Source organism: Vibrio sp. LQ2, from assembly GCF_023920125.1.
Lineage (GTDB): Bacteria > Pseudomonadota > Gammaproteobacteria > Enterobacterales > Vibrionaceae > Vibrio > Vibrio fluvialis.
In genome coordinates this window covers 1,982,763-2,008,558 of the sequence record NZ_CP085308.1, presented here as the reverse complement: position 1 = coordinate 2,008,558, position 25,796 = coordinate 1,982,763, and the positions used below count along the sequence as shown (strand labels likewise).

Sequence of the window (25,796 nt, the reverse complement as noted above, 5' to 3'; positions counted from 1 at the left end):
CCCATCAGATAGTGTTTGGGTTATGAAAACAAATTGAGTTAAGGTGGAAACAGACAGATTCCTACACTGATTCATGACAGTCGCGAATAGCAACTCTTTGATATTAATAAATAATGCTATTAATAACCAAACGCGGCTCTCACCCAACCTGAAGATTATTTGCATGAGCAAAACCATACACACCTGGAAAACCATTTCTCTGATTGAAGAAGAGGTGCAACTGCCAAACGGGCGGACCGTAACGCACACCACGATTGAACATCCGGGCGCTGCGGTGATTCTGCCTGTCACAACAGACAACAAAGTGGTCGTGATCCGTCAGTTCCGTCCCTCTTTGAATAAATGGTTACTGGAACTGCCAGCCGGCACCATCGAGAAAGGTGAGCAGCCACTGGCCTGCGCTCAACGCGAACTGGAAGAAGAGACGGGCTATAGCGCCAGCGAATTTATCGAACTGGGCCAAGTCACACCACTGGCCGGGTTCTGCGACGAAATTCAGTACCTTTATGTCGCGAAACAGCTCAGCAAAACCGCACGTTTTGAATGCGACGACGATGAAGTAATTGAAGTACTGGAATTGTCGATTCACGAGCTGGAACAAAAGATCATTGAAGGTGAAATCAGCGATTCCAAAACCATCGCGTGTTTAAGCAAAGCCAAGCTTTGTGGCTATCTATAAAAAATCGAGACAAGGAGTAGAGATGGATTTTCGTTCTGATACTGTGACCCGACCAACTCAGGCGATGCGGGATGCCATGGCCAACGCGGAAGTGGGCGACGATGTCTACGGGGATGACCCGACGGTTAATGAGCTCGAATGCTGGGCCGCTGAGCGTCATGGTTTTGAAGCGGCGCTGTTTACCACATCCGGCACGCAGGCCAACCTGCTAGGTTTGATGTCTCATTGTGAACGCGGCGATGAGTATCTGTGCGGCCAGCAAGCCCACAACTACAAATATGAAGCTGGCGGCGCGGCCGTCCTGGGCTCTATTCAGCCACAACCGATTGAAAACAATCCGGACGGCACTCTGGATTTTGCCAAACTCAAAGCCGCCATCAAACCGGACGATTTCCACTTTGCCCACACTCGTCTGCTGAGCCTGGAAAACACCATTAACGGAAAAGTGCTGCCATTGGAATATCTGAAACAAGCGCGCGAATTTGTCGATCAGCACAACCTTAAGCTGCATCTTGACGGGGCACGCGTCTACAATGCAGCCGTGGCGCTGGATGTCGATATTCGCGAAATCTCGCAGCACTTTGATTCAATGACGATCTGTTTGTCTAAAGGACTTGGCGCGCCGATTGGCTCGTTGTTGCTTGGTAATGCCGAATTCATTCAAAAAGCACGTCGCATTCGCAAAATGTTGGGCGGAGGTATGCGTCAGGCGGGGATTCTTGCAGCGGCTGGCAAACTGGCACTCACCGAGCAGGTTGCTCAGCTCGCGACCGACCATGAAAACGCGCAACATCTGGCACAAGGTTTGGCTGCTTTACCGGGCTTTAACGTTAATCCAGAGCACGTACAAACCAACATCGTCTTTGCCAAACTCGACAGTCAGGTCGATATCAGCGCCATTTGCCAACAGCTAAAACACAAAGGCATTCTGGTGTCTGCCGGCAATCCGGTGCGCTTCGTCACGCATAAAGACGTGACGCGTAGCGACATCGACCAATTGCTCGCCGAGTTAGCCGCTCTGCTCTAGAACCTCTTGCGCTTCCCCTAAGGGGAAGCTTTACAATAGGCGCAGTTTTTTCATGGAGATTCCATTATGCGCCTATGGCTACTTTTCCCAGTCCTCTTTGTGTCACTCAACGCTCAGGCCGTTGAAGGCGATCCCGTTCTTGGCCAGCAAAAGGCGCCAAGTTGCATATTTTGTCATGGCTCTGATGGAAAAGCCGTTAACTCAAGCTACCCTAATCTCAAAGGCCAGAGCGAAAACTACCTGTTTTCGTCGATGAAGGCTTACCAAAATGGTGAACGTTCCGGGGCATTAGCGCAGATGATGCAAGCGCAGTTGCAAAAGCTCAATGATGAAGACTTGCGTGACATTGCTGCATTTTATGCTTCACAGGGCGATTAAATGAGCAAACAGTCGCTATCACTGTGCTTTTTTCCGTGAAACTCCGGATCAGATCTGGTAAAACAACGGCCGACAAGGTGGACTAAAAGAAGCAATGACAGAAAAGAGACAAGGGCGCCGCAGCGCTCAAGATGCACAGAAAACCCGATATCACATTTTAAAAGTGGCAGCAGAAATGTTCTGCGAGCTCGGCTATGCCCGGGTTTCTCTGCGTCATATCAGTGAAAAGGCCGGCGTATCGCACAGTCTCATTCGTCATCACTTTGGCAGCAAAGAGAAGATTTGGCACAGCATCAGTGATGGTCTGCACCTTTACATGCAACATTACATTCGCAAGGTGCTGGACAACATTCCCGACACCACTCCGGTGAACGTCAAGCTGTATACCTTTATCATGCGCCTGCTCGCTCATGGTCTGATCGTCAAACAACCGATCCAACTGATCGCCGATGCCGTGCGTCAGGAAGATGCGTTGTTCGACTACTTCATTGATACAGCCGGTGAGCTGGAGTGTCTGATTGAAGACTTATCCAACCAATACAACACAGAATACCCGGATTCCCCAATTAAAATCTGGGAGCTGAAGTGGCAGATGATTATGTACACCCATGGTGCTGCAAGCCTTACGCCGTTTTTGCGAGAGACCTTTATCGAAGAAACCGACGATCTGGATGTCTGTCTGCTGCGCCACTGGCAACTGTTTAACGACATTATGGTGCACAAATTTAATGTACCTTCAGAGAGTGTATTACAACCAAAGGCGGTAACGGATCTGGTTTACAATCTGGACTACAACTGGGAAAAACAGTGTGCGCAAATGTGTGAGATAGCGGAAGAATAGACAAAAGGCTGCCCGAGGGCAGCCTTTTTTAATCGTGTGACATCGAGTCAATTCCAGCTCAATAATGCTTAATGCTTACTGCTTTTTGCCACGGTTGGCATGAATCTTCAGTTTGGCTTTCATTTTACGCTTTTCCGACGAGCGGCTGTTACGGCGAGGCGCATTGCTCTCATCACTCATCACGACTGGCGATGGCTCATACCCTTTTAGCCACTCTTGCGGCAGACGCTTATCCAGCAGACGCTCGATCGCTTCCAACAGAGGCTGTTCATCGTGGCTCATCAAGGATACCGCAAAGCCGGATTTGCCAGCCCGGCCCGTTCGGCCAATGCGATGAACGTAATCTTCGGCCTTAAACGGCATATCGAAATTCACCACTTGTTCCAGTTCGGCGATATCAATCCCGCGTGCGGCAACATCAGTCGCGATCAACGCGCGAACTTTACCTGCTTTGAAATCATCCAATGCTTTTTGGCGTGCGCCCTGACTTTTATCACCGTTGATCGATGCGGCCTTGATGCCATCCAGTTTCAGCTCTTGTGCCAGAGCATCACTGCCTTGCTTGGTGCGCGTAAACACTAGCACCTGCTGCCAGTTACGTGAACCAATCAGATACGCCAGCAGTTCACGTTTGCGCTTCTTATCCACCGGGTACACCATTTGCTCAACGGTATCAGCTGTAGAGTTACTCGGCGCCACCTGCACTTCAACGGGTGTTTGCATCATGCGATGAGCAAACGCTTTGATTTTGCTATCAAACGTCGCGGAAAAGAATAGGGTTTGGCGATCATGCTGCATTTTACGCAGTACGCGCTGAATGTCCGGCATAAAGCCCATGTCGAGCATGCGGTCGGCTTCATCCAACACTAAGGCTTCTGCGTTACCGAGATAGAGTGTTTTCACGTGGGCATGATCAAGCAACCGGCCTGGAGTTGCGATCAGAATATCCGCCCCACCACGCAAATTTTGCTTTTGAACGTTCATACTGGTGCCACCATAGGCAGTAACGATTTTCAGCTCGTTGCCCTGAGCATACGCTTGCAGGTTATCGAACACTTGCTGCGCCAATTCACGGGTCGGAACCAGAACCAGCGCGCGAATATCCTTACTGTTGGCTTCACGAGGCGCCGGGTTATCGAGAAAGCGCTGAATCAGTGGCAGACCAAACGCGGCGGTTTTCCCGGTGCCAGTCTGCGCGCCCGCTAACACATCTTTCCCTTCCAGCACATGCGGAATTGCTTGAGCCTGAATATCCGTTGGCGTTTGGATTCCAAGCTGCTGCAGACGCTCAACCAGCGCCGGAGCAATGCCTAATGAAAGAAAAGTTGAAGATTCTGCGGACATGTTACTTACTCGAAAAACAATGGGCCGCGGATTGTATCAGACCTCTGCGCGTTTGGCTTTCTCTAATACGTCCGGATAGAGAGAGGAAAACAGTTGGCGCAAAGGTTGGTAGTGCTTGTTCATACTGTCAAAACAGTAAGCCAGAGTCGCCATACGTGCACTGCGCTGCGACATGCGTTGCAGCGCAAACTCGATGTTATCGAAGTCAGCATAAGACTCCAGCCAACGTCCCTGCCACATATGTTCAGAAACGCGGGTAAAGCGCTCGGGTAACTGCGCAGGATACGCCTGCTGAACCTGTCGCTGCGCGCCGTTTACGAACGCTCTTAGTGAAAGATCATGGTACAGGCGCCACTCTTTTGCCAGGCAGTGATCCCAGAACATATCCAGCGCAATCGGCGCAAAACGGCGGGTTTGCGGGGAAAAGCAAGCTTTGGCTTGCTGCATAACCGGATGACTGTCTGTGTATGCATCAACCAAACGATGCAAACGAATACCACGCGCAATCTCGGGAGAAAATTGTGCGCTGGGGTCACCTTTGACAAAATCACCTAACAGGTTGCCGAGCAGGCTACTCTGACAATGATCCGCGATGTGGAGATGGGCTAGATAGTTCATAAGCGGAAAGCCAACACCAAGGTTGGCTTATCTGACGGGATTATTGAAGACAGAAATCGTCGTTGATTTCTTCACGAGCTGACTCGTATTCAGACAGATCAAAACCAATTTCAAGCGCATCAAGCAGCTCAAGACTGTCTTCTTGGTATGTTGTTTGGTCACTCATTGTCGACCTCCTTAATAAAACGCGGGATTCACCATCCCGTTTCCTTTCTATATTGCTTATATGACACTCCTGTGAAAACCGAAAGTCATCTTGCAACAAAGTATGATGTTTATCATAGGTTGTGCCGCTTTTGCTACCCCATCAATCAGCACAGCTCAAGGTGTACATTTTTAATTACACTTATGGATTTTTATTTTTACAAACACGTTGACCAAAACCCTTTGGTGCTACAAAATAGCTCAAAACCAGCGATTGTGACGTTATTAACTGGTCATTATTCGCACAATGCACTTATGCAACCACAACAATCGTACATATAAGTTTACATTATGATGCAATCAAAGCTTTTAGGCAGTACTTTGATTATCGCTGGCACCACCATTGGTGCTGGTATGCTGGCTCTGCCGCTAGCCTCAGCCGGAATCGGCTTCTCCACTTCCCTGATGATTATGCTCGCACTGTGGGCACTCATGGCGTTTACCGCGCTGCTGATGGTGGAAATTCACCAATACGCAGACAAAGACGCAACGCTGCACACGCTTGCTAAACAGATCCTTGGCAATAAAGGTAAATGGATCGCGACCTTTGCTATGCTGTTCCTTTTCTACGCACTTTGCGCAGCATACATTGCCGGTGGCGGCGCGCAGTTTACCAACCGCATCAGCGAATTTACCGGCCTTGAAGTGAGCGGGCCGACTGGCACACTGATTTTCACCCTGATTGTCGCGGCGGTCGTTACCATCGGTACGGGTACTGTGGATCGCGTCAACCGCTTGCTGTTTGCGGGTAAGATGGTGGCCATGGTGATGGTGTTAACCTTCCTTGCACCAAATGTCAGTCAGTCTTATCTGCTGAGTATGCCGCTGGGCCAAGGCCTTATCGTCGCCTCTATTCCGGTCATTTTCACCTCCTTTGGTTTCCACGGCAGTATTCCGGCGATCGTTAACTACCTGGACGGTCACACCCCTTCTCTGCGTAAAGCGATCGTCGTCGGCTCTGCGATACCGCTGGTCATCTACGTATTCTGGCAAGTGGTGACACTGGGTGTCGTAAGCCAACCGGATCTGGTTGATAACGCGGGTCTGAGTGCGCTTATCGGCACACTGTCGCAAACCGTTCATCAGTCGAACTTAGGCCATGTGATTGGTATCTTTGCCGATTTGGCACTGCTGACCTCGTTTTTGGGTGTCAGCCTAGGCTTGTTTGAATTCATGGGTGACACCATCCGTAAGAAAGATGGCAACATGAACCGCATCGTCGCGTCGCTGGTCACTTTCACTCCACCGTTGATGTTTGCGCTGTTCTACCCACAAGGTTTTATCATGGCACTGGGCTACGCCGCTATCGCACTGGCTGTGCTGGCTATCTTCCTGCCGTTGGTGATGGTTGCCCGCGTACGTCGTCAGTCGAATAACAACGACTACTACCAAGTAATGGGTGGCACTCCGGCTCTCGCGATCACCGGTGTCGTAGGCATCCTAATCGTCGGCGCGCAGCTGCTCATTACCGTCGGGGTTCTGCCATCTTTGGGCTAATCTTACTTTCGATAAAGTAAACGCAACAGGGTGAATATTACGGTATTCACCCTTTTTATTATTCGCCCACCTAATTTGACAAACATCTCACTTTCATTAATTAACCCAACATATATTTCATAAATTTATGCAGGGTTAAACACATTCAGCGGTACGATATACCCGTCTATTCCAATCTATTTCTGTTGCACCGGAGTAACCATGAAAGAAGTTCAATTCAGGACGATTGACCGCGTGTTCATTAAGATGTCGATCAACGACAAAATGTGGGTGATTTTTGCCCTCTTTCTGACCGCGTTAACTGCCATTGCTGGCGCTCGCTACTTCGACACGCTGACGCGTTTTGAAGATCAGTCAAAACTGGCCGTAGAATACAAATTACAAGGGATGTTAAGTCATGGTGACGTGACGACCATTCCGGGGCTACAAACTCGCTCAAGCATTGCCGATACCACTTATAACAACGGCCGCGTGACCGCAACATCGAGCGCGAGCGACGGCAAAGTCTATGCACTCAGCGAAGATTTCACCCGTCAGGCACAGCAAACTCGCTCAGATGCCCTGACCTCTTTCTTTATGGCCTACTTGTGGGCGATTCCGTTTGCCATTTTCGTTTACTGGGTAGCCACCTTTATCGGCGGCGCATTGTGGGTGCTCTACACCACCACATTGAAAATTGCGGAAGGCGATTTGACGTCACGTCTTGGTTTTCACCCGGGCCGCGATGAGTTTGGTACTATCGGCTGCGCACTAGACAACGCCATGGATACGCTGACGGACTTAGTGGTATCGGTGAAAGACAACTCATCCACTCTGAGTGACAGCTCAAACTCGTTTGCCAAAGAGATGAAAGAGAGCGAAACCCAGATTCAAAACCAGTATGCGTCACTGGATTCTGTTGCCACTGCGATGGAAGAGATGACAGCCTCTGCTCAGGAAGTGTCGAGCATTTCTCAGCAAGCGACTCATCAGGCCGAGCAGGATTCAAAGCAGGTCGATAGCAGCCGTCGCCGCGTACAACAAGCGATCAATGAGATTGAGCAGCTATCGCAATTCATTGCGCAAACCTCTTCTTCGGTCTCGACCCTGAACGAGAACGCGATTCAGATTAACGAAGTGATCACCACCATCAACGCAATTTCCGAACAGACTAACCTGCTGGCACTGAACGCCGCGATCGAAGCCGCTCGCGCTGGTGAACAGGGACGCGGTTTTGCTGTGGTTGCGGATGAAGTGCGTACCCTGGCCAGCCGCACGCAGGCAGCGACCGTTGAGATTCAGTCAATGATTGAAAAACTGCAAACCGAAAGCCAGAACATCGCTAAGATGACCCAACAGACGGTGACACAAGCTCAGAGCAGCAGTTCGCTGGTGTCTGAAATCGGCCAGGACATCAACCAGATCGCCGACTCTGCGCAAATGATTAACGACATGAGCGTGCAGATCTCTACCTCTGCGGAAGAGCAGAGCTCAGTGGCAAATGATATTGCGGCAGAACTGAGTGATATTCGCGCGCAGTCCAACACCATCCGCACAGTAGCACAGCAATCCTCGGCAGGTATTGCCAACATTGCGCAAGCCACGCGCAACCTTGGTCAGATTCTGGAACGTTACCGCACCAACTAAGCTTAACTGTTCGCAGACAAACAAAAAGCCAGTCATCAGACTGGCTTTTCTATCTTTGCCACTAGGCTTGCGGATAACCTTGCGGGTTATTGGATTGCCAGCGCCAGGTGTCCTGAGTCATCTCTTCCAGCGTGCGCGTCGCTTTCCAACCCAGTTCTTGCTGCGCTTTCGCCGGGTCAGCCCAGCACTCTGCGATGTCGCCCGGACGGCGTTCCACCAGCTGGTAAGGCACGGCTTTATCTGAGGCCGCTTCAAACGCTTTCACCATCTCCAACACACTATAGCCATTGCCTGTCCCCAGGTTATAAACGTGCAGACCCGCTTTCTCGCCTACTTTTTTCAGTGCTGCAATATGACCATCCGCCAGATCCATCACATGAATGTAATCGCGCACACCAGTGCCATCTTTGGTCGGATAATCGCTGCCGAAGACCGACAAGAATTCACGGCGGCCGACAGCCACTTGTGAGATAAACGGCATCAGATTATTAGGAATACCTTGTGGGTCTTCACCCAGTTCGCCCGATGGATGTGAACCAACCGGATTGAAGTAACGCAACAAGGTAATGCTCCAGTCCGGGTTCGCTTTTTGAAAATCGGTCAGACACTCTTCAACCATCAGTTTGCTGCGGCCATAAGGGTTCGTCGCACTGGTCGGAAAATCTTCGGTGATTGGCACGGATGCCGGATCGCCATACACTGTCGCCGATGAGCTGAATACCAGCGACTTCACGCCCGCTTCACGCATCGCATCCACCAGCACCAGAGTGCCATTAACGTTATTATCGTAGTATTCCAGTGGCTTCTGTACCGATTCGCCCACGGCTTTCAAGCCAGCAAAATGGATCACCGATTGGATCTGATGACGTTGCATCACGTCGATCAGCAGTGCTTTGTCACGAATATCGCCTTCGATAAATTGAGGGCGCACACCTGACACTTTTTCAATGCGCGCTAATACGGTGGATTTGCTGTTGTACAAGTTGTCCAGAATGACAGGCGTCATTCCCGCTGCAATCATTTGAATGCAGGTATGGCTGCCAATGTAGCCCATGCCACCTGTTACTAAAACGTTCATGCCTAGCCTCCTTAGAATTTGCGGTCATTGTAGCGGCATTAGCCCCTGAAATCACTCAGGAATCGGCTTGATCTCGCTGTGCCTTATCAATGAGAACAAAACGTCCTTTTCCGGAACACTTGGCCTGATACATGGCACTGTCCGCTGATTTCATGATGGTATCGATATCCTCATCGACAGAGTCGACAAAATAGATCCCCAGACTCGCGCCGACGTTCAGCAACTGGCCGCGATAGACAATATCCTGCGCAATTAAAGCAAGCAGCCGACTTGCCAACGACGCGACACTGTCACGCTCACTGGGATGAATCACCAAGACAAACTCATCGCCTGAGAGACGCACCACCAGATCGTGGCTGCGCACCTGAGAAAGTAAACGTTCTGACACCTGCCTGAGTACTTCATCACCCGCATCGTGACCATACGAGTCGTTGACTTGTTTAAAGCCATCCAGATCCAGATAGATCAGCGCAAACGGCACCAGTTTGTTACGATTGGTGGCCAGAATATCTTCCAGTACACGGTAAAGTTCACTGCGATTGGCCAGCCCGGTGAGCGAATCATGATGAGCCAGATACTCCAACCGCTCCATCTCTTTGATGTTCGACAAATCGGAAATCATAAACACCATGTCGTAATCGTGTGGCGCTTCCGGCAAAGAGATTCGATTCACCTTGATCAGCAATGGCACCAGATGACCGTCCTGATGTTGCTCCCACACTTCGCCCTGCCATCGGCCCTGCACGGCCACCGCTTCCGAAATGGCGGGTAACAGATCAGAAAGCTGCTGCCACGCCACGCTGTTCTGGGGTTGTCTATCCAACATTAAGTCGCGGCTATAACCGAGTAACCGGGTTACCGCCGGATTAATTAATGTAATTTCACCCTGAGCGTTGAGCACCATCAAGCCATCCTGACTGTTCTCAAACACCCCGGCCGCCAGACGTTGACGGCGCATAGCAATTTCAACCTCAGTGACATCCTGAATGGCGAACAGCGTCTGCCCCGGACGAGACAATGCCCGGCTTCCCACCCGCAACAACAGTTGATGGCTGAACACATCAGTAGCAACCAATAGCTGCTCATCGAGCTGAATTTCATTGCGCAGTGCCGATTCAATCAGATCGATATCCTCGGTTTTCAGCACATGAAACAGATTCGCCCCGCGCAGATAGGCACTGGTGCATTTGAACACATGATTGGCAGCATCATTGGAGTGAATGATCATCCCCATCGCATCGACAACCACCAGTGCGTGCTGCACGGTGTCGACCACTTCGTTCGCGAACGATTTTTCCTGCTCCAGCTTGTCGAGAGTAAACAACACCTGACGTTCACGCTGTTCTAACTTATCCAGCATGGTGTTGAATGCATTGACCAGATGGCCGATCTCATCGTCCGAACGGCTCACCAGTGTTTGGCTGCGCTCACGCTTTTCGATGAACGCTTGCATCGCCTGATTGAGTGCCAGCACGGGAGAAAGAATCATGCGCTGCGCCATCCAGTAAAGAATGAGACCGCCAACCAATAGCAGCGAGAAAAAGAAGCTGGCGTTATACAGCGCCGATTCGTAGAGCTGGTCGATCGATTGCTTGGAAATAATGACCCGCAAAGACGCCATGTGATCGGTGTCGATCGCAACGGGCACGCGCAGGTAAATATAATCATCGCCAATCGCATACTGATGCAGGCGGATCTGCTCTCGCTGAGCTTCGTTTGGTATCGGCGCGCTGCTGTCTGGCCGCTCATACATCGCAAACAGCTGCTCGTATTCGTTATACAGCTTGACCCGCACCACATCACTGTCGGCAGAAAATGCCGACAACACTTCTTGCGCCGCCAGTTGATCATCAAACAGCACCGCCGCCTGAAGGTTGTATGCCACGCCTTTCGACAACACATTGACCCGCTCGATGAGGTTGGTCTGGCGTAATTCTGTGGCGGTATACAGCCCGAACCCCTGCGCGATGAAGAAAATCAACGTCATCAGCAGAAAAATAGGGAACAGCAGTTTGGTGCGCAATGACAGATCAGCCATACCGCCGACCTTGTAATATCAAATACCGCAGATTCATTATGGCCAATCCGGGCCTGTTGTTAGGTCTCATTTGTCTCGATTTCTGCCACTGCCTTCGATAAAGATAGGCGCAAATTATTGATTTTGAGTAATTGCGAATACTAAACGGCTATGTCTGCCACACGTCCTCCACGTTGTACCCGCTCAGTTTTTCACCCATTTTACAGCAATAACCCCGCACTCACTCGCACGAACTGGGATCATCTTGGCTCAGAATAAGACCGAGCGACTTTCCTGAATCTTTTCTGGTTCACTATTCTTTTCAAGGGACGCGTAAAAATCTGGACAAACCGCTGAGAAACCGGAGACTGCAATACAGGAACAATGAATAGGATCACTGTTTGCAGCGCGCATTTCCTGCAACTTAACCGTGACTTACACAACAAGGATAGCGAATCCGGTGACGACACGTACAATCAAACTCAACTGCGACATGGGCGAAAGTTTTGGTGCCTGGAAAATGGGCGCCGACGATCTGGTGATGCCGTATGTGGATATGGCGAATATCGCCTGCGGCTTTCACGCCTCCGACCCTCACGTCATGAGCAAAACCATTGATATGGCGCTGCAACACGATGTCATGATTGGCGCTCACCCGGGTTACCCCGATTTACAAGGGTTTGGTCGCCGCTCCATGGCGTTCAGTGATGAGGAAATTTGCGAAATCCTGATCTATCAGATTGGCGCTTTGAAAGCGCTGTGTGAAAGCAAAAATGCCGAGTTGAGTTACGTCAAACCACACGGAGCGCTCTATAACGACATGATGTGTGATAAAGAGATCTTCCGAGCCGTGGTCGATGCCGTGTCGGTGTTCAACGTTCCGCTGATGATTTTAGCTTCATCCAACAATCAGGATTATCTGGATATTGCTGACAGCTATGACGTCCCGCTGCTTTTTGAAGCGTTTGCTGATCGCACCTATCTGGCGAACGGTAGCCTGACACCACGCTCCATGCCCAACGCGGTGCTCAAAACCGAAGATGCGATTCTGAGCCAAGTGCAACAAATTGCAAAATATGGCAAGGTAACCAGTGCCGATGGTTTCGTGATTCCCATCGAGGCCGACACATTGTGTGTACACGGCGACAACGACGAAGCCATTGCCTTAATCGCCAAAATTCGCGACCAACTGGACATATGAAAAGGATTTTAATTGCGCCTCAATTACTCTATCGAGCAGGTTGCAGAAAGTAGCCTGCTGATTCGTTTTGATCATCAAGCCCATGCTTCACTGTCTCTCATCATCGGAGAGATAGCCAAACGAATCCGCCTCACTCTGGGAGACTACGTGATGAACGTGACTCCCTCTTACACCACCATTCTGATTGACTACTTACCGTATCGCATTGCACCTCAGACCTTCGCAAAACGCGTCATACAGTGTGTTGAGAAAGCCACCGAGAAGGACGCTCAACCTGCGGCGGCCGTTGAATTGCCAGTTTATTACCACCCAGATGTCGGGCCGGATTTAGGACTGTATCAGCAACAGGGGCTCTCTCTGGATGACGTGATTGCACTGCATAGCAAGCAAACCTACACTGTGTGCGCCATCGGATTCGCACCAGGGTTTGCGTTTATGACGGAAGTGGCCGAGCCACTGCGCCAGCCGCGACATGCCACGCCGAGACTCTCTCTTCCAGCAGGCAGCGTTGCGGTTGCCGAGCAGCAAACCGCGGTCTATCCAAACGCCTCGCCTGGTGGGTGGAATATCATCGGGAACTGCCCTCTGCCACTCTTTACGCCAGATACATCGCCGATGATACCTTGGGGGATTGGCAGCCAAGTGACCTTTCGTGCCATCAGCCGGGATGAATTCCTTGAGCTAGGCGGAATAATCGCACCTGAGCAATTTCAATGGGGAAGCGCACGATGAAAACTTGCATGACAGTAATCAAGCCAGGTCAACTCAGTCTGATTCAGGATTTCGGCCGCTTTGGACTCAGCCATGTCGGCATTACCCAATCGGGCCCGGTGGATGATTATGCTTACAGTTGGGCTAACCACCTGCTGGGTAATTCGGTCAATGCTGCCACTCTGGAAATTACCTTAGGCCAGGCCGAATTTGAGCTTCAGCATCCTTGTCAGATGGCCATCACGGGCGGCGACCTCAATGCCACACTTGATGGCAAACCACTGACTAACTGGTGTACGTTCAGCGCGCAAAAGGGACAACGGCTTAAGTTTTCCCTACCGCGCAACGGACTTCGCTCTTATCTCGCGGTACGCGGCGGTTTTGTGGTTAACGCCCACTTAGGTAGCGTCTCTACCGTAAAAAAAGAAGGTCTGGGCGGATTGCATCAGAATGGCAAACCACTACAAAAAGGTGACGTGCTGCAATTCCTGCCCCACTCGCTAGACACAAAACCGCTACAAATGACGTTTCGACTCAAGCCAGATTACAACCTGCCACTGCGACTGCGGGTGATTGAGAGTTACCAGAACGCCAGCTTTGACAAAGAGAGTCTGCACACCTTCTTTAACCGTACCTACACCGTCAGCCAGCATGCCGACCGCATGGGCTATCGCCTGACCGGGCCAGAGGTCACGCCTCCCTCTGAGCCCATTCTGTCAGAAGGGATCGCTCTCGGCGCTATTCAGATTCCACCGGATGGGCAACCGATTGTGCTGCTCAATGATCGCCAGACAATCGGCGGCTACCCAAAAATAGGTTGCGTGGCGAAGATCGACTTACCACGTTTAGCACAAGCCAAACCCGGCCAGAGCGTTCGTTTTGTCAGAGGCGATTTGGAAGGCTTGCAAGATGTGTGGTGCCAGTGGGCACGATTTTTCGGCTACTAAAAGTCCGCGGAGCCACATTTGTCATTTTTACCGCAAATACGCACAAAAAAAGCCCTGATTCATCAGGGCTTTTTTATTTCTATGCTCATGGCTTAAGCCATTCCTACCACTTTCGCCAGCGCTTGTGGATAACCACGTTCGTCAGCCAATTGCAGAGCTTTCCGCTCTACCTGCTCTGCGGAAAGGCTCATGCTGACCGGATGCTGAGCCTCTATCGAGTCTGCAGCCTGTTCGTCCGCCAATTGCCATTCAGCGACAATCTTACGCGCAGCTTCCAGCGCTGAAGAGCCTTTAACCACTTCAATCCGCGCATAATGACGCGCTTCAAAAGTCACATCCGCAGCACGCAGCGTAGCGTCTTCTCCGGGGATCTGCTGCGCGCCAAACAATGGTTTACCGCCGACTTCAGCGCGAGCAAAGTCAGGCACAAACTGGCTCATATGCTCAATCGCCCGCTCGGTACGCTCACGAGTTGCGTCAGCCTGCCAGCCTTGCGTGATCTTGTTGGCAAGATAACCCGGTAATTGCGGCTGCGAAGAGATGCCGTTGGACGCAACCAAACCATCTTCAAACAGGGTAATGCCTTGAGTCATGCCGTGCAGTTGGAACACCCCATCAGCGTACGGCGTCAGTTGCGCCATTCCTTGCGGTGTGCCACGAGGCCCGTGGAAAATCACTTCTGGCCACTGCTGCTGGCACTGCGGCCAATGCGTAACATAAGCGGCTTTGAATTCCACCAGGCGCTGGCGCGAAAAGCGCGTCATGTCATCGACTTTACCGGTTTCGAAGCCACAGGCATTGACCAGATAATCGCTCACCAGTTGATGTTGGTGCCCGTTTTTATCCTGATATGTCAGTTGCCACTGGTTATCCACGAACGCCGAAGCAACTAAGGTCGCGTTAGTCAGCACTTGGCAGTTGTCCAAAGACGCCAGCACCAGTTCGGCACTGGCTGCCAAACGAAAGACACTCCAGCCATATTCCTGAACCGCAACCACCGGATATTTCAAGGTGGACAAATCCGTGTGCTGAGCAAACGGAATCAGCCACTCCTCGATCGTGGTCGGTTCCTGAGGCTGAGTTTTTAACGCCAGAGCTTCAAGTTGCGCACGATCAAACGTCTGATAATACGCTTGCGGTGCGCCGAGAATTTGATTGCGGGGATCTTCATCCACCAGCGATTGATACGCGTCCTGAATGACTGACAAACGCGGCAAAATCTCTTCCGGCTGCCCCGGGTCGGTATGCGGAACCGCAATCACCGTCGGACGCTTATTCAGCGTGTGAGGATAAAGGCGCACCGTCTCAATCGACTGTCTGAGTAACTCAACGCACTGTTGCTGCGAGATTTCCCGGTACAAGTTACCGCCCGCATGCAGGTGACAAATAGGTGGGCCATTGACTAACCCCGGTCCTTTTTCCAACAGCAACACGTTGAGCCCTAATTCACTCATATGAACTGCTGCAGTCGCCCCCGCAACACCACCACCAATGATAGCGACGCTGGGTGACACGGTATTTGGCGTTGTTTGTAACATTTCACTGCCGATAGTCATTTATTCACTGCTTATTCTAATGCTTGTAAAACGCTATGAAAATCACATTTTTTACGCGGTCTTATCTCAATAACGACACATTTATGTCGTCAATTTTTCTCTTACTACTCATCAGAGGACCTAGATCACTCTATGAACAAATCAAGACAAAAAAATGAAAAAAAATGCTTGACTCATTATTGCCAAAACCGCGTTTTCGACCCCTTGTGCATAACGAATTGGCTGGATCCTTCGGCGGCACGGGGCTGGCGCGAAACGGTGAGTTATTAACAGGCTGAGTTATCCCAAACTTTATCCACTGTTTTTGTGGATAACTAAACTAATTACTCAAGTAACTTCTAATTAAACGCTTTATTTATAGGGACTAATAACCGCTTAATCAGACTGCTCACAACGACAGCAAGTGTGCAAAACGTCACCACCGGCAACGTCAGCCACATCAGGAAATGCGCCGATGGTGTCAGTTCAAAACCAAATTTCATCACACTCGCTACGACGGTATCCGCACTGATACTGGCGACCAGACCCGCAATCAGCGCCATCAAACCGTATTCAGCCCATATCGTGCGGGTCACTCGGCGTCGACTCGCTCCCAGAGTACGATAGAGCTGAATTTCTTGTTGACGTTGGCTCAAGCTCAAACGCAGCAGCGTGAAGATCAACAAGATGCCTGCCACGACTCCCAGAGCCGCCAGAACGGTGATCGACCAAACGATCTGCGTCAGTAGCGTCTGGATCTTCGCTCCCATCGAGCGGATATCCAACAAGCTCACCGTCGGATGATTGCGCGACAGTTGGTTGAGCAGCGCATCATTCTGGGATTCAACCCGGAAACTCACCAGCCAGCTGCCCGTAATGTCTTTCATGACATCCGGCGTGAAGATGAAATAGAAATTCGGCTTCATTTCGCGCCACTCTACGTGGCGAATGGTGTTAACGACCGCTTCAATCTTTTGGCTGTTGATGACAAAAGTCAGTTTGTCACCGATTTTCAACCCCAAATCGCGCGCGACTTCTTCCTCGACCGAGACACCATCGTGTGTGGTCCATTTGCCTTCCAACACCTCGTTGTAGCTCGGTAGCGACTCTCCCCAGGTAAAATTGAGCTCACGGCGCAGCGCGTCCGTTCCCTCTTCCCCCTGAGTCAATGTTTTGGCATCAACACCGTTAATGTCCGCCAAACGGCCCCGAATGATTGGAAACGCCTGAGAGCGTTCGATCCCGGCGTCGTCGAGTGTTTTGAGGTAAGCCTCTTTCTCATACGGAGCGATATTGAGTGCAAAGGCGTTCGCGGCATCCGGTGGCAGTGTGCGCTGCCAGTCCGAAAGCAGGTCGGTACGCACCAACCACATCACCGCAAGCAACATCAGCGACAGTGACAGCGCGCCAAACTGAATCCCCGTCGCCACGCTGGAACGATTGATTCGGCTGAGTGCCAATTTCATTGACGTACTGAGCGGAAGACGACCGAGCAGGCGCGTTACGGCGACGCTCAATACCGCTAACACAACAAACAGAACCGCAATGCCAGCCAACACAATCCACACCAAACGGTTTTGCCAGTACACCGCTAACATCGGGATCAGCGGCACTAAAATCAGCGCCACATTCCAGTGGTGGCGATTTTGTTTTTGCGCCGCTTGCAGCACGCTCACGGCATTCACATTCAGCAGATGTCCAAGCGGAATACCGAGCGCAGGCACAGCAATCAACACGCTGGAGGCCAACGCTACGATGGCAGGCTTGTAGCCGTAACCCGGCAACGGATTGGGCAGCAGATCCACCAGCGGCACGCGCAACAAGTACTCCAGCCCGACACCAATCACGATGCCGGCAATTGCTGCAAATCCGAGTAACATCAGTACCTGCACCGCTAACCAGCGACCAATCCAACGTTTGCTGGCGCCCAAACTTTTGAGCATGGCAATGGTGCGTTGACGTGTTGAGACATAGTGCTGACAAGTCAACACCAGCGTCGTCGCCGCCATGATGATCACAATAGCAACGGTCAGAGAGAGGTATTGCTGCGTGCGTTCAAACACTTCATTGGTACGACTGGCGCTGTTCTGATCGCGCCAGCGATCGCTTGGTGTCAGTTCAACCGCCTTTTTCAGCGCCTCGATTTGCGCAGGTTCACCGTTAATAAACAAGCTGTAACTGACGCGACTACCAATTTGCAAGGCGCCGGTTTTCGCCACATCCTGCTGGTGAATAAATACCGACGGCATTTGTTGAAACGGGTTAAAACTCAAACCAGGCTCTTCGACGATGCGACCACTGACGGTAAAATCCGCATCCCCAATTGTCACATTGTCACCAATCGCCACGTTGAGCTGGGAAAAAATACGTTCATCCAGCCACAGTTGACCGGGCTGAAGATGATTGACGATGCTTTTGCCGTCGGAAAGCTGCATTTCGCCGCGAATGGGATACTGACTATCCACCGCTTTGACTGTCACCAACTGCATGCCGTTGTCACTGAACGCCATGGTCGCAAAGCGGGTCATGTTCGAGGTTGTCATCGATTGCTGCTGAGTGAGCGATTGCAGCGCGGACGGAATCGGGTTGGCGGACACAAACACGCTGTCAGCAGTCAGGGCATCTTTGCCCTGCTTCACCACCACTTGTTCCATGCGTCCGGCCAGCGCCGTGAGAGCAAATACGCAAGCGATGATCAAGGTCAGCGCCACAGAAATGGGCCACAACTGACCGTGACGAATCTCGCTCAGGCTCCAGCGAATTAAGCGCTGGTTGAGCGCGGGGGCAGAGGTCTGACTCATGTACGCTCCTCCAGCATGCCTGCTTGCATGTGGAAACGGCGGTCACAGCGTGCCGCCAGTTTCGGATCGTGCGTCACCAGCACCAGCGTGGTGCCATGTTTTGAATTGAGTTCAAACAGCAAATCAATCACTTTGGCGGCCGTTTCCTGATCCAGGTTGCCCGTCGGTTCATCGGCAAACAGCACCTGCGGGCCAATCATAAAGGCGCGCGCCAACGCGACCCGTTGCTGCTCACCACCAGAAAGCTGTCCCGGTGAGTGATGAATGCGATGTTCCAATCCGACAGACGCCAGCAGCGCGGTCGCGCGGTCGCGATCTTCGGCCTCGCCTTTCAGCAAACATGGCAGCGTGACGTTTTCCAGTGCCGAAAGGCTGGGAATCAACAGAAAGCTCTGGAACACAAAGCCGACCGATTCACTGCGGATCGCCGCACGCGCTTCGTCATCAAGTTCAGACAGTGCCTGCCCGAGTAAGTGAACTTCTCCGTGGCTTGGCGTATCTAACCCGGCAAGCAGTGTCATTAAGGTCGACTTGCCCGCGCCAGAAGTACCGACGATGGCAACGCTTTCGCCCTGATGAATCTGCAGATTCACCTCTTTAAGGATTGTTAATTGCTCCTGATTGGTGGAGACTACTTTGGACAACGATTGAGCTGAAATAACAGGTGTTTGCATGATTCGACGACTTTCCTTGATTCTTGTTCTTTTCTTTTCCGCTAGCGCTAGTAGTAACACACTCTTAATACTTGGCGATAGTTTAAGCGCTGGCTACCAGATGCCGATTGAGCAAGCTTGGCCCAGTTTACTGAGCCGCGCCTTGAAGGGAAAAGGCAAAAATGTTTCTGTTGTTAACGGCAGCATCTCCGGTGATACCACGGGTAACGGCCTGGACCGCCTGCCTTCATTGCTGAAACAGCATCAACCGGATGCGGTTCTGATCGAACTCGGCGCTAATGATGGCTTACGCGGTTTTCCACCGAATGTGGTCGAGAACAACCTGCGCAGCATGATTGACCAGATTCAGGCCACCCAGAGTCAAGTCATTCTGATGCAAATTCGTATTCCGCCCAATTACGGCAAGCGATACAGTGATGCCATTGCCAAGCTCTACCCGACACTGTCGGACGAAAAAGCCGTTCCATTGATTCCGTTTTTTCTTGAGCAAGTCATCGTCAAACCAGAATGGATGATGAAGGATGGCTTGCATCCGAAATCGGAAGCTCAACCTTGGATTGCCGATTACATGGCAAAACAACTCGCACCGCTACTCTGAGTGCTGCTTACCTTTTCTTTCCAGATTCCGCCCCACTAATGCGGTGGAATCTGCCTTCCTTGTTTAAAATCCCAGTTTTTAATGGTCTAGCTCAATAAAATTTACGCAACTTTACGATATTGTTAACGCTCCCCCTACTGTAATGAAACAAAGGTGATCATCAATGCGCATTGAGCCCGTTATTCAGGGTGTAGTGGCCCGCACCGCTCATCCACTTGGCTGTGAACAAGCTGTTTTACAACAAATTGAGTACGTTAAATCGGCAAAACCGATCACACAAGGGCCCAAACGCGTTCTGATCCTCGGGGCGTCATCCGGATTCGGTCTGGCGGCACGCATTGCACTCACATTCGGCGGAGCCAAAGCCGATACCATCGGCGTATCCTTTGAGCGCGGCCCGTCAGACAAAGGTGTCGGCAGCGCTGGCTACTTCAATAATCTGGCGTTCAAGAAGCTGGCCGACCGAGAAGGCCGTATCGCCATCAACATCAATGGCGACGTATTTTCTAAACAAGTCCGTGAACAAGTCATCGAAGCGATTGAAACCTATTTTGAAGGCGAAGTGGATCTGGTGATTTACAGTATCGCCAGTGGCATGCGCCGCAAACCCGGCAGCGAGGATTTCTGGCGCTCAGCAATCAAACCCATCGGTGAGCCCGTATCTGGCGCTGCCATTCTGCTGGAAAATGATAAGTGGGTCGATGCCACTTTAGAGCCTGCCAACGAAGAAGAGATCGATAGCACGCTGCGTGTTATGGGCGGTGAAGACTGGGAGGATTGGATCGATACGTTAATCAACACCGAATCTGTTGCTCAAGGCTGTAAAACCATCGCGTTTTCTTATGTGGGCCCTGAGATTACCCACCCTATCTACCTGGACGGTACGCTCGGCCGGGCGAAAATCGATCTGCACCAAACCAGCCATTCGCTCAATCTTAAACTGGCGAATTTTGACGGCGGAGCCTACGCGACCGTGTGTAAAGCCCTCGTGACCAAAGCCAGCGTATTTATTCCGGGTCTCAGCCCGTACCTGCTTGCTTTGTATCGAGTCATGAAAGAGAAAGGTACGCACGAAGGCTGTATCGAGCAGATGCATCGTCTGTTCAGTGACAAGCTGTATGGCAAAACTCCCGTTCCCGTTGACGGTGAACGCTTGGTTCGTATGGACGATTGGGAACTCAATCCTGATACGCAAGAGCGAGTGCGACAGTTGCTGTCGGATATGGACGGTGACAACTTTAAGCAGGTTGGCGATTACGCCGGGTTCAAAGCGGAGTTTCTGCGTCTCAACGGGTTTGGGTTTGACAATGTCGACTACGATGCAGACATCGACTTAGAACGCTATAAGTGATTTCGCGAGTCGTTCGTGACAATTTCTGTCAATTTGTGAAGGTCCCGAGTATTTGTCGGGACTTTTTTTGTCGAACAATAAAGCTGTTCATATACTGATAAAGACGTGCTGCAACCCTAAGCAGCGCGCATGCTGAGCAAGGATTGTTCAGATTCCTCTGCCGACTTTCAAAGGATTGACTGTATGTCGAGAATCAATACGCATGCATTAACTGTCCCCCAAGACATGCTGAGTGGCTGGCAAACCATCGTTAACCTGCTTGCCGATATTCTCCATGTTCCTGCCGCGCTAATCATGCGCATCCACGATGAAGAAATAGAAGTATTCTGCGCCAACAACAACGTTCGTCAGCCCTATCACAGCGGAGATACGGAGGCATTAGGCCACGGTCTGTACTGTGAAACGGTGGTGCACAGCCGCAAGGAGCTTGTGGTGCCAAACGCGCTCAACGACCTGAAATGGCGGAAGAATCCGGATATCGCACTGGGTATGGTCGCTTATTGCGGCATCCCCATTCTGTGGCCCAACGGAGACGTTTTCGGCACGATTTGCGTGCTCGACAACAAAGAGAATTTTTTCACCCCGACTTATCGGCAGCTACTCCATTGTTTTCGCACCGCGGTTGAGTCTCAGCTCACCGTGATTTATCAGCATCACAAACTGAAACTGCTGAACGATGATTTACAGGCCAGAATTCAAATTCGCACTCAGGACCTGGCCGATCTGAATTACTCACTGAATCAGGAAATCGATAAACGTAAAGCCGCCGAACAACTGGTCGCTTTTCAACTGCATCACGACAGCGGTACGGCCTTCTTAAACCGCGCAGGATTAGAATCCGAGCTGGAACAAGCGCTGCAAAGCAAGCAACCGCTTGCATTGATTTACATTGGCTTTGCCAATGCTCGTCATGTGCAGTCACGTCTCGGCTATCAGCGCTGGGAACAGGTACTTAAACGCTATCGTGAACGCGTGGGTCATTTTGAAGGTGTAGAGATAGTCACTGCCAGACCGAGCGTCACCGATCTCATCTTGTTGGTGAAATCGGCATCGCTCGACAGAACCTTAGAACTGCTGTGCCATCGCTTAACCGGGATCCATCAGGCTGAATTTCAGCTTGACCGCGAACGGTTCCATCTCAACGCGTATATTGGCATTGCAACCAGTGCAGACAGCGACAACAGCAGTGAATTAATTCAGTACGCCACAGAGGCGATGCAAGCTTGTAAAGACTCCGGCTACTCGTTTTACTATCACTCGCAATCGGCGTTCGATAATGTCTCGTCGGCCAATGCGTTTGAAAGCTACCTGCTTCAGGCGTTGCAGAACGATGATTTATTGCTCTCTTTCCTGCCTAAAGTTGCGCCGGATTCTCGTCGCTGGCTTGGAGCGCAAACGTTATTGCGCTGGAGCCATCCTCTGCTCGGAGACGTCTCCCACGAAGCGTTAATGACGATGGCGGAACAAAATGGACTGATGTTTGAACTTGGCCATTTCATTTTGCGCCACACCATTGAAACAGCGAGTCGCTGGCGTACCGCCTATCCGGAGCTAAAACTCACCGCCAGCATTTCGGCGGTCCAACTGCAAAATGGTCAATTGGCACAGCAAATAGAGGCGCTGCTGAACGCACACGATGTGTTGCCATCTCAACTCGACTTGGAGATCAACGAAAGCGCTTTGCTGTCTGACGAAGTGGTGGCACGTAATTCTCTGCAAGCATTGCATGATTTGGGCGTGCATTTGACATTAAGCGAATTTGGCTCCGGATTTGCTTCATTCCATCATCTGAAGAAATACCCGTTTGATGCGATCAAAATCGATAAGACGTTCATTCAGCAGCTTGTCAGCAACAGCGAAGATCAGGAAATCCTGCGCTCGGTGATTCATGTTGCTCAGAAACTTCATCTTGAAGTCGGCGTTGAAGGGGTTGATAGCCCAGAGCTGGACGCGTTTCTTGTCGAGGAAGGATGCGATTCCGCGCAAGGTTATTTGTACAGTCGCCCGATTGCCACAGAAGAATTTGAATTGGCCATGCTGAACCAAAGTTACTCGTTTGCCCCTTTGGGAAACGGAACCAGTCAGGCGGCAAAGTAAACCAGCTTATAGCGCCAACAAACGCCAATCGCTCTATCGCAGGGAATCAATTAAAGGTTTCCCCTCTGGTTTGAATTGCTTATCATCCCTTTACTCATAGGTGGGCGCTCCCTATAATCGCCCCCTTTTCTCTTTCTCAATGAGCGATAAACGAGATGGATTTATTAACATCTATACTGAAAAAACTCGAAAAACAGAATTACCGAGCGTATCAGCAAATTAAAGGCCAATATGATTTTGGTGACTATACCCTGTATATCGACTACGTTCAGTCGGATCCTTACGCATCCGCATCTCGTCTGCGCGCCACCCGCGCCTGGTCTTTGACCGGCTTGGATTGGCTACGCGAAAAATCGCCGTCTTATCAACGCGCTGCACGTGACTTTATCGCGCGTTCATTTGCAGAATTTGCCAAGCAGGAAAACTCCATTTCCATTTCGCTGACGGGTCAAACCGTGCTCGACAGCACCTCTGTGGTGTTTAACGATCACGGTATTGAGCTGCGTTTTCGCATGAGTCTGCCAGCAGAAGGCCGTGATATTCTGGCGAAAAAGGCCCTCAATATCCTGACCTTCCACATGCCGAAGTTTATTCGCCGCGCCACTATCGAACGTGAACTGGACAAAGAGGCGCTGATTCAGCACTGCGAAATCATCGAAGATCAGGATGCATTGCGTGCCCAACTGGCAGACAAAGGCCTGGTAGCGTTTGTCGCCAACGGTAGCGTACTGCCACGTCTGGCTGGTAACTGCGATCTGCCGATGAAAGAAGCCGTTCCTTTTACCGCTCCGAAAGAGTTGGAAGTGACACTGAGCACGCCAAACCAAGGTGACATTAGCGGCCTGGGTATTCGCAAAGGTATCACTCTGATTGTCGGCGGTGGCTTCCACGGTAAATCGACCCTGCTGACAGCGCTGGAGCGCTCAATTTACAACCACATTCCGGGTGATGGCCGTGAACGTATCGTGACCGATGGCAATGCGATGAAGATTCGCGCCGAAGACGGCCGCTGCGTACACAACCTGAATCTGTCGAATTACATTAACCATCTGCCGATGGCTAAGAATACCAGCGATTTCAGCACGCAAGATGCGTCTGGCTCGACGTCTCAGGCCGCCTGGTTACAGGAATCGATTGAAGCCGGTGCAACGACGCTGCTGATTGACGAAGATACATCAGCAACCAACTTTATGATTCGTGATGAACGTATGCAGGCGCTGGTCAGTAAAGGCGATGAACCTATCACGCCGCTGGTTGACCGTATCGGTCAGCTGCGTGATGAACTCGGCATTTCAACGCTGGTTGTTATGGGCGGTTCTGGCGACTATCTGGATGTGGCAGACACCGTGATTCAGATGCACGATTACCAAGCGGTGGATGTGACAGAAAAAGCACAGCAAGTGATTGCCCAGCACCCAACCGAGCGTCGCAACGAGTGTGAAACGCCGCTGGCAACTTTCCCGCCGCGTTCATTCAATCGTGCAGCTCTGCAAAAAATTCTGGTTGATGGCAAATTCCGTGTGTCGGCGAAAGGGGTTGACGCACTGCGTTTCGGTAAGGAGTTTGCCGATATCTCTGCGCTGGAGCAGTTGGAATCTGCATCTGAAGTGAATGCAATCGGCTGGCTGTGGTTCCAGCTGGCGCAATTACCGGGTTGGTCGAAAAATCCGGCCAAAGAGATGGCAGAGATGCTGACTGAGCAGTGGCACACCGCGATGCCAAATCACGGCGATCTGGCGAAACCACGCATTCTGGATGCGATGGCTGCATTGAACCGCATGCGTAAATCGCAGTTTAAAGCGTAAGCCTCTTAAACCAGTAAGCCATCAAAAAACGCCCGCTGATAGTATCGCGGGCGTTTTTTTTTGGTATTCCAAACAGATTCAGTATTCTTGCCTTAGCACGTTCCAAGCTGCGCACAACACACGAAAACGTTCTGCGTCACCATTATCGCGATCAGGGTGCCAACGCAGTGCCAATTTACGCCACGTTTTACGAATCTCAAACGACGTTGCATCGCCGGGCAGTTCAAATAAGCGCAGTGCTTCACTACGGTTGAGATTGCTGACATCTTCTCCGCCGACAAATCGACGATAACGAGTCCAAAATTCATTGAGCAGCCGCTTCACTTCCCCTTCACTGGCTTCATAATGCTCCCAATGCGTGTAGTAATCACGCAATGGCTCGTCCGGGTCTATGACATGATTGGCGTTACGAAACATCGGCATCAGCACAATATCCATTGCTTCGACCTGAAGCCATTTTTGCGGATAGAGAATTTCCTGCAACTGATACAGCGCATTCATGATCAGAAAGTTGCGTTTAAACAGATCTTTCTCTGGCGCACAGTCTAACACCGGAACCAGTTCTAACTCGCCCAGATGAGCGGCCAAGGTGTGGACTTTCCAGCCGGAGGGCTGTCGCTTCAGCACTTCCAGAATTGGCCATAGCAGCGGATTTTCCATGTACGTTTGGAAAGTTGCGCTCAGCGGTTGTGTTTCAGACATACGATGCTCGTTTTTCAATCCCTTGCATAAATTCAAATCCAAACTCAGCCATTTGTCGAGTTGCA

General features: G+C 51.1%; 22 protein-coding genes. 13 read left to right on the top strand and 9 right to left on the bottom strand.

All coding sequences use genetic code 11. From position 1 onward, the window contains the following. Window positions 1–163 precede the first annotated feature (163 nt). The 4 genes from LGV68_RS09435 (at window position 164) to LGV68_RS09420 (ending at window position 2,925) form a co-directional block, all read left to right on the top strand. Entirely contained in the window at window positions 164–679 is a 516-nt protein-coding gene (locus LGV68_RS09435; protein WP_252536616.1) for an NUDIX hydrolase, read from the top strand. Between the two features lie 22 nt (window positions 680–701). Next, a complete protein-coding gene (ltaE, locus tag LGV68_RS09430; RefSeq protein WP_252536614.1) occupies window positions 702–1,706 on the top strand; it encodes a low-specificity L-threonine aldolase in 1,005 nt (334 codons plus the stop codon). A gap of 66 nt (window positions 1,707–1,772) precedes the next feature. Continuing rightward, window positions 1,773–2,084: a cytochrome c gene (locus LGV68_RS09425; protein ID WP_252536613.1), complete on the top strand. Its 312-nt coding sequence runs from the start codon at window positions 1,773–1,775 to the stop codon at window positions 2,082–2,084. A gap of 94 nt (window positions 2,085–2,178) precedes the next feature. Next, window positions 2,179–2,925 carry a TetR/AcrR family transcriptional regulator gene (locus LGV68_RS09420; RefSeq protein WP_020430310.1) on the top strand — a complete coding sequence of 249 codons (747 nt, stop codon included), beginning with the start codon at window positions 2,179–2,181 and terminating at the stop codon, window positions 2,923–2,925. Window positions 2,926–3,000: 75 nt separating this feature from the next. On the opposite strand, the gene LGV68_RS09415 is transcribed toward LGV68_RS09420, so the two are convergent. Genes LGV68_RS09415 through LGV68_RS21455 form a run of 3 tightly spaced genes read right to left on the bottom strand, consistent with a single transcriptional unit; the run spans window position 3,001 to window position 5,053 of the window. Then, window positions 3,001–4,269 carry a DEAD/DEAH box helicase gene (locus LGV68_RS09415; RefSeq protein WP_020329139.1) on the bottom strand — a complete coding sequence of 423 codons (1,269 nt, stop codon included), beginning with the start codon at window positions 4,267–4,269 and terminating at the stop codon, window positions 3,001–3,003. A gap of 36 nt (window positions 4,270–4,305) precedes the next feature. Next, the gene (locus LGV68_RS09410; RefSeq protein ID WP_252536611.1) at window positions 4,306–4,887 is read right to left on the bottom strand and encodes an ACP phosphodiesterase; all 582 of its coding nucleotides are present in this window, start codon (window positions 4,885–4,887) and stop codon (window positions 4,306–4,308) included. Between the two features lie 40 nt (window positions 4,888–4,927). Next, window positions 4,928–5,053, bottom strand: a complete 126-nt coding sequence (locus LGV68_RS21455; protein ID WP_020329137.1) for a hypothetical protein — start codon at window positions 5,051–5,053, stop codon at window positions 4,928–4,930. 329 nt (window positions 5,054–5,382) lie between these two features. Between LGV68_RS21455 and LGV68_RS09405 the strand changes: the two genes are divergently transcribed. Beyond that, window positions 5,383–6,588: an aromatic amino acid transport family protein gene (locus tag LGV68_RS09405; RefSeq protein ID WP_024374977.1), complete on the top strand. Its 1,206-nt coding sequence runs from the start codon at window positions 5,383–5,385 to the stop codon at window positions 6,586–6,588. Window positions 6,589–6,789: 201 nt separating this feature from the next. After that, complete coding sequence (locus tag LGV68_RS09400) at window positions 6,790–8,214, top strand: HAMP domain-containing methyl-accepting chemotaxis protein (RefSeq protein WP_222743956.1); 1,425 nt, start codon at window positions 6,790–6,792, stop codon at window positions 8,212–8,214. Window positions 8,215–8,275: 61 nt separating this feature from the next. Here the strand turns inward: LGV68_RS09400 and galE are convergent, their stop codons facing one another. Continuing rightward, complete coding sequence (gene galE / locus LGV68_RS09395; RefSeq protein WP_154183313.1) at window positions 8,276–9,292, bottom strand: UDP-glucose 4-epimerase GalE; 1,017 nt, start codon at window positions 9,290–9,292, stop codon at window positions 8,276–8,278. 55 nt (window positions 9,293–9,347) lie between these two features. Further along, on the bottom strand, window positions 9,348–11,330 hold the full coding sequence (locus LGV68_RS09390) for a diguanylate cyclase (protein ID WP_203344112.1): 1,983 nt from the start codon (window positions 11,328–11,330) through the stop codon (window positions 9,348–9,350). A 439-nt stretch (window positions 11,331–11,769) separates the two neighbouring features. Between LGV68_RS09390 and LGV68_RS09385 the strand changes: the two genes are divergently transcribed. Genes LGV68_RS09385 through LGV68_RS09375 form a run of 3 tightly spaced genes read left to right on the top strand, consistent with a single transcriptional unit; the run spans window position 11,770 to window position 14,168 of the window. Further along, complete coding sequence (locus LGV68_RS09385; RefSeq protein ID WP_020329130.1) at window positions 11,770–12,510, top strand: 5-oxoprolinase subunit PxpA; 741 nt, start codon at window positions 11,770–11,772, stop codon at window positions 12,508–12,510. A gap of 12 nt (window positions 12,511–12,522) precedes the next feature. Then, window positions 12,523–13,242: an allophanate hydrolase subunit 1 gene (locus tag LGV68_RS09380; protein ID WP_252536609.1), complete on the top strand. Its 720-nt coding sequence runs from the start codon at window positions 12,523–12,525 to the stop codon at window positions 13,240–13,242. Further along, complete coding sequence (locus LGV68_RS09375; protein ID WP_020430317.1) at window positions 13,239–14,168, top strand: biotin-dependent carboxyltransferase family protein; 930 nt, start codon at window positions 13,239–13,241, stop codon at window positions 14,166–14,168. Before LGV68_RS09380 ends, LGV68_RS09375 begins: the two co-directional genes overlap by 4 nt. A gap of 92 nt (window positions 14,169–14,260) precedes the next feature. Here LGV68_RS09375 and LGV68_RS09370 read toward each other — a convergent pair whose 3' ends face one another. The 3 genes from LGV68_RS09370 to LGV68_RS09360 all read right to left on the bottom strand — a co-directional run bounded on the left by LGV68_RS09370 (window position 14,261) and on the right by LGV68_RS09360 (window position 19,178). Beyond that, complete coding sequence (locus LGV68_RS09370; RefSeq protein WP_252536607.1) at window positions 14,261–15,724, bottom strand: FAD-dependent oxidoreductase; 1,464 nt, start codon at window positions 15,722–15,724, stop codon at window positions 14,261–14,263. Between the two features lie 338 nt (window positions 15,725–16,062). Beyond that, a complete protein-coding gene (locus tag LGV68_RS09365; RefSeq protein ID WP_252536606.1) occupies window positions 16,063–18,504 on the bottom strand; it encodes an ABC transporter permease in 2,442 nt (813 codons plus the stop codon). Then, window positions 18,501–19,178, bottom strand: coding sequence for an ABC transporter ATP-binding protein (locus LGV68_RS09360; protein ID WP_020329125.1), 678 nt, complete (start codon window positions 19,176–19,178; stop codon window positions 18,501–18,503). The genes LGV68_RS09365 and LGV68_RS09360 overlap by 4 nt, the downstream gene beginning before the upstream one ends. On the opposite strand from LGV68_RS09360, the gene tesA reads away from it, so the two are divergent. The 4 genes from tesA to LGV68_RS09340 all read left to right on the top strand — a co-directional run bounded on the left by tesA (window position 19,177) and on the right by LGV68_RS09340 (window position 25,029). Next, complete coding sequence (tesA, locus tag LGV68_RS09355; RefSeq protein ID WP_252536604.1) at window positions 19,177–19,776, top strand: multifunctional acyl-CoA thioesterase I/protease I/lysophospholipase L1; 600 nt, start codon at window positions 19,177–19,179, stop codon at window positions 19,774–19,776. The two genes, LGV68_RS09360 and tesA, sit on opposite strands and share 2 nt — an antisense overlap. A gap of 163 nt (window positions 19,777–19,939) precedes the next feature. Then, on the top strand, window positions 19,940–21,127 hold the full coding sequence (gene fabV, locus LGV68_RS09350; RefSeq protein ID WP_252536603.1) for an enoyl-ACP reductase FabV: 1,188 nt from the start codon (window positions 19,940–19,942) through the stop codon (window positions 21,125–21,127). Window positions 21,128–21,310: 183 nt separating this feature from the next. Then, the gene (locus LGV68_RS09345) at window positions 21,311–23,224 is read left to right on the top strand and encodes a GGDEF and EAL domain-containing protein (RefSeq protein ID WP_252536601.1); all 1,914 of its coding nucleotides are present in this window, start codon (window positions 21,311–21,313) and stop codon (window positions 23,222–23,224) included. Window positions 23,225–23,379: 155 nt separating this feature from the next. Further along, window positions 23,380–25,029: an ABC-ATPase domain-containing protein gene (locus LGV68_RS09340; protein WP_020329122.1), complete on the top strand. Its 1,650-nt coding sequence runs from the start codon at window positions 23,380–23,382 to the stop codon at window positions 25,027–25,029. Window positions 25,030–25,107: 78 nt separating this feature from the next. Here LGV68_RS09340 and LGV68_RS09335 read toward each other — a convergent pair whose 3' ends face one another. Further along, the gene (locus tag LGV68_RS09335) at window positions 25,108–25,731 is read right to left on the bottom strand and encodes a DNA-J related domain-containing protein (protein WP_208564302.1); all 624 of its coding nucleotides are present in this window, start codon (window positions 25,729–25,731) and stop codon (window positions 25,108–25,110) included. Window positions 25,732–25,796: the final 65 nt, after the last annotated feature.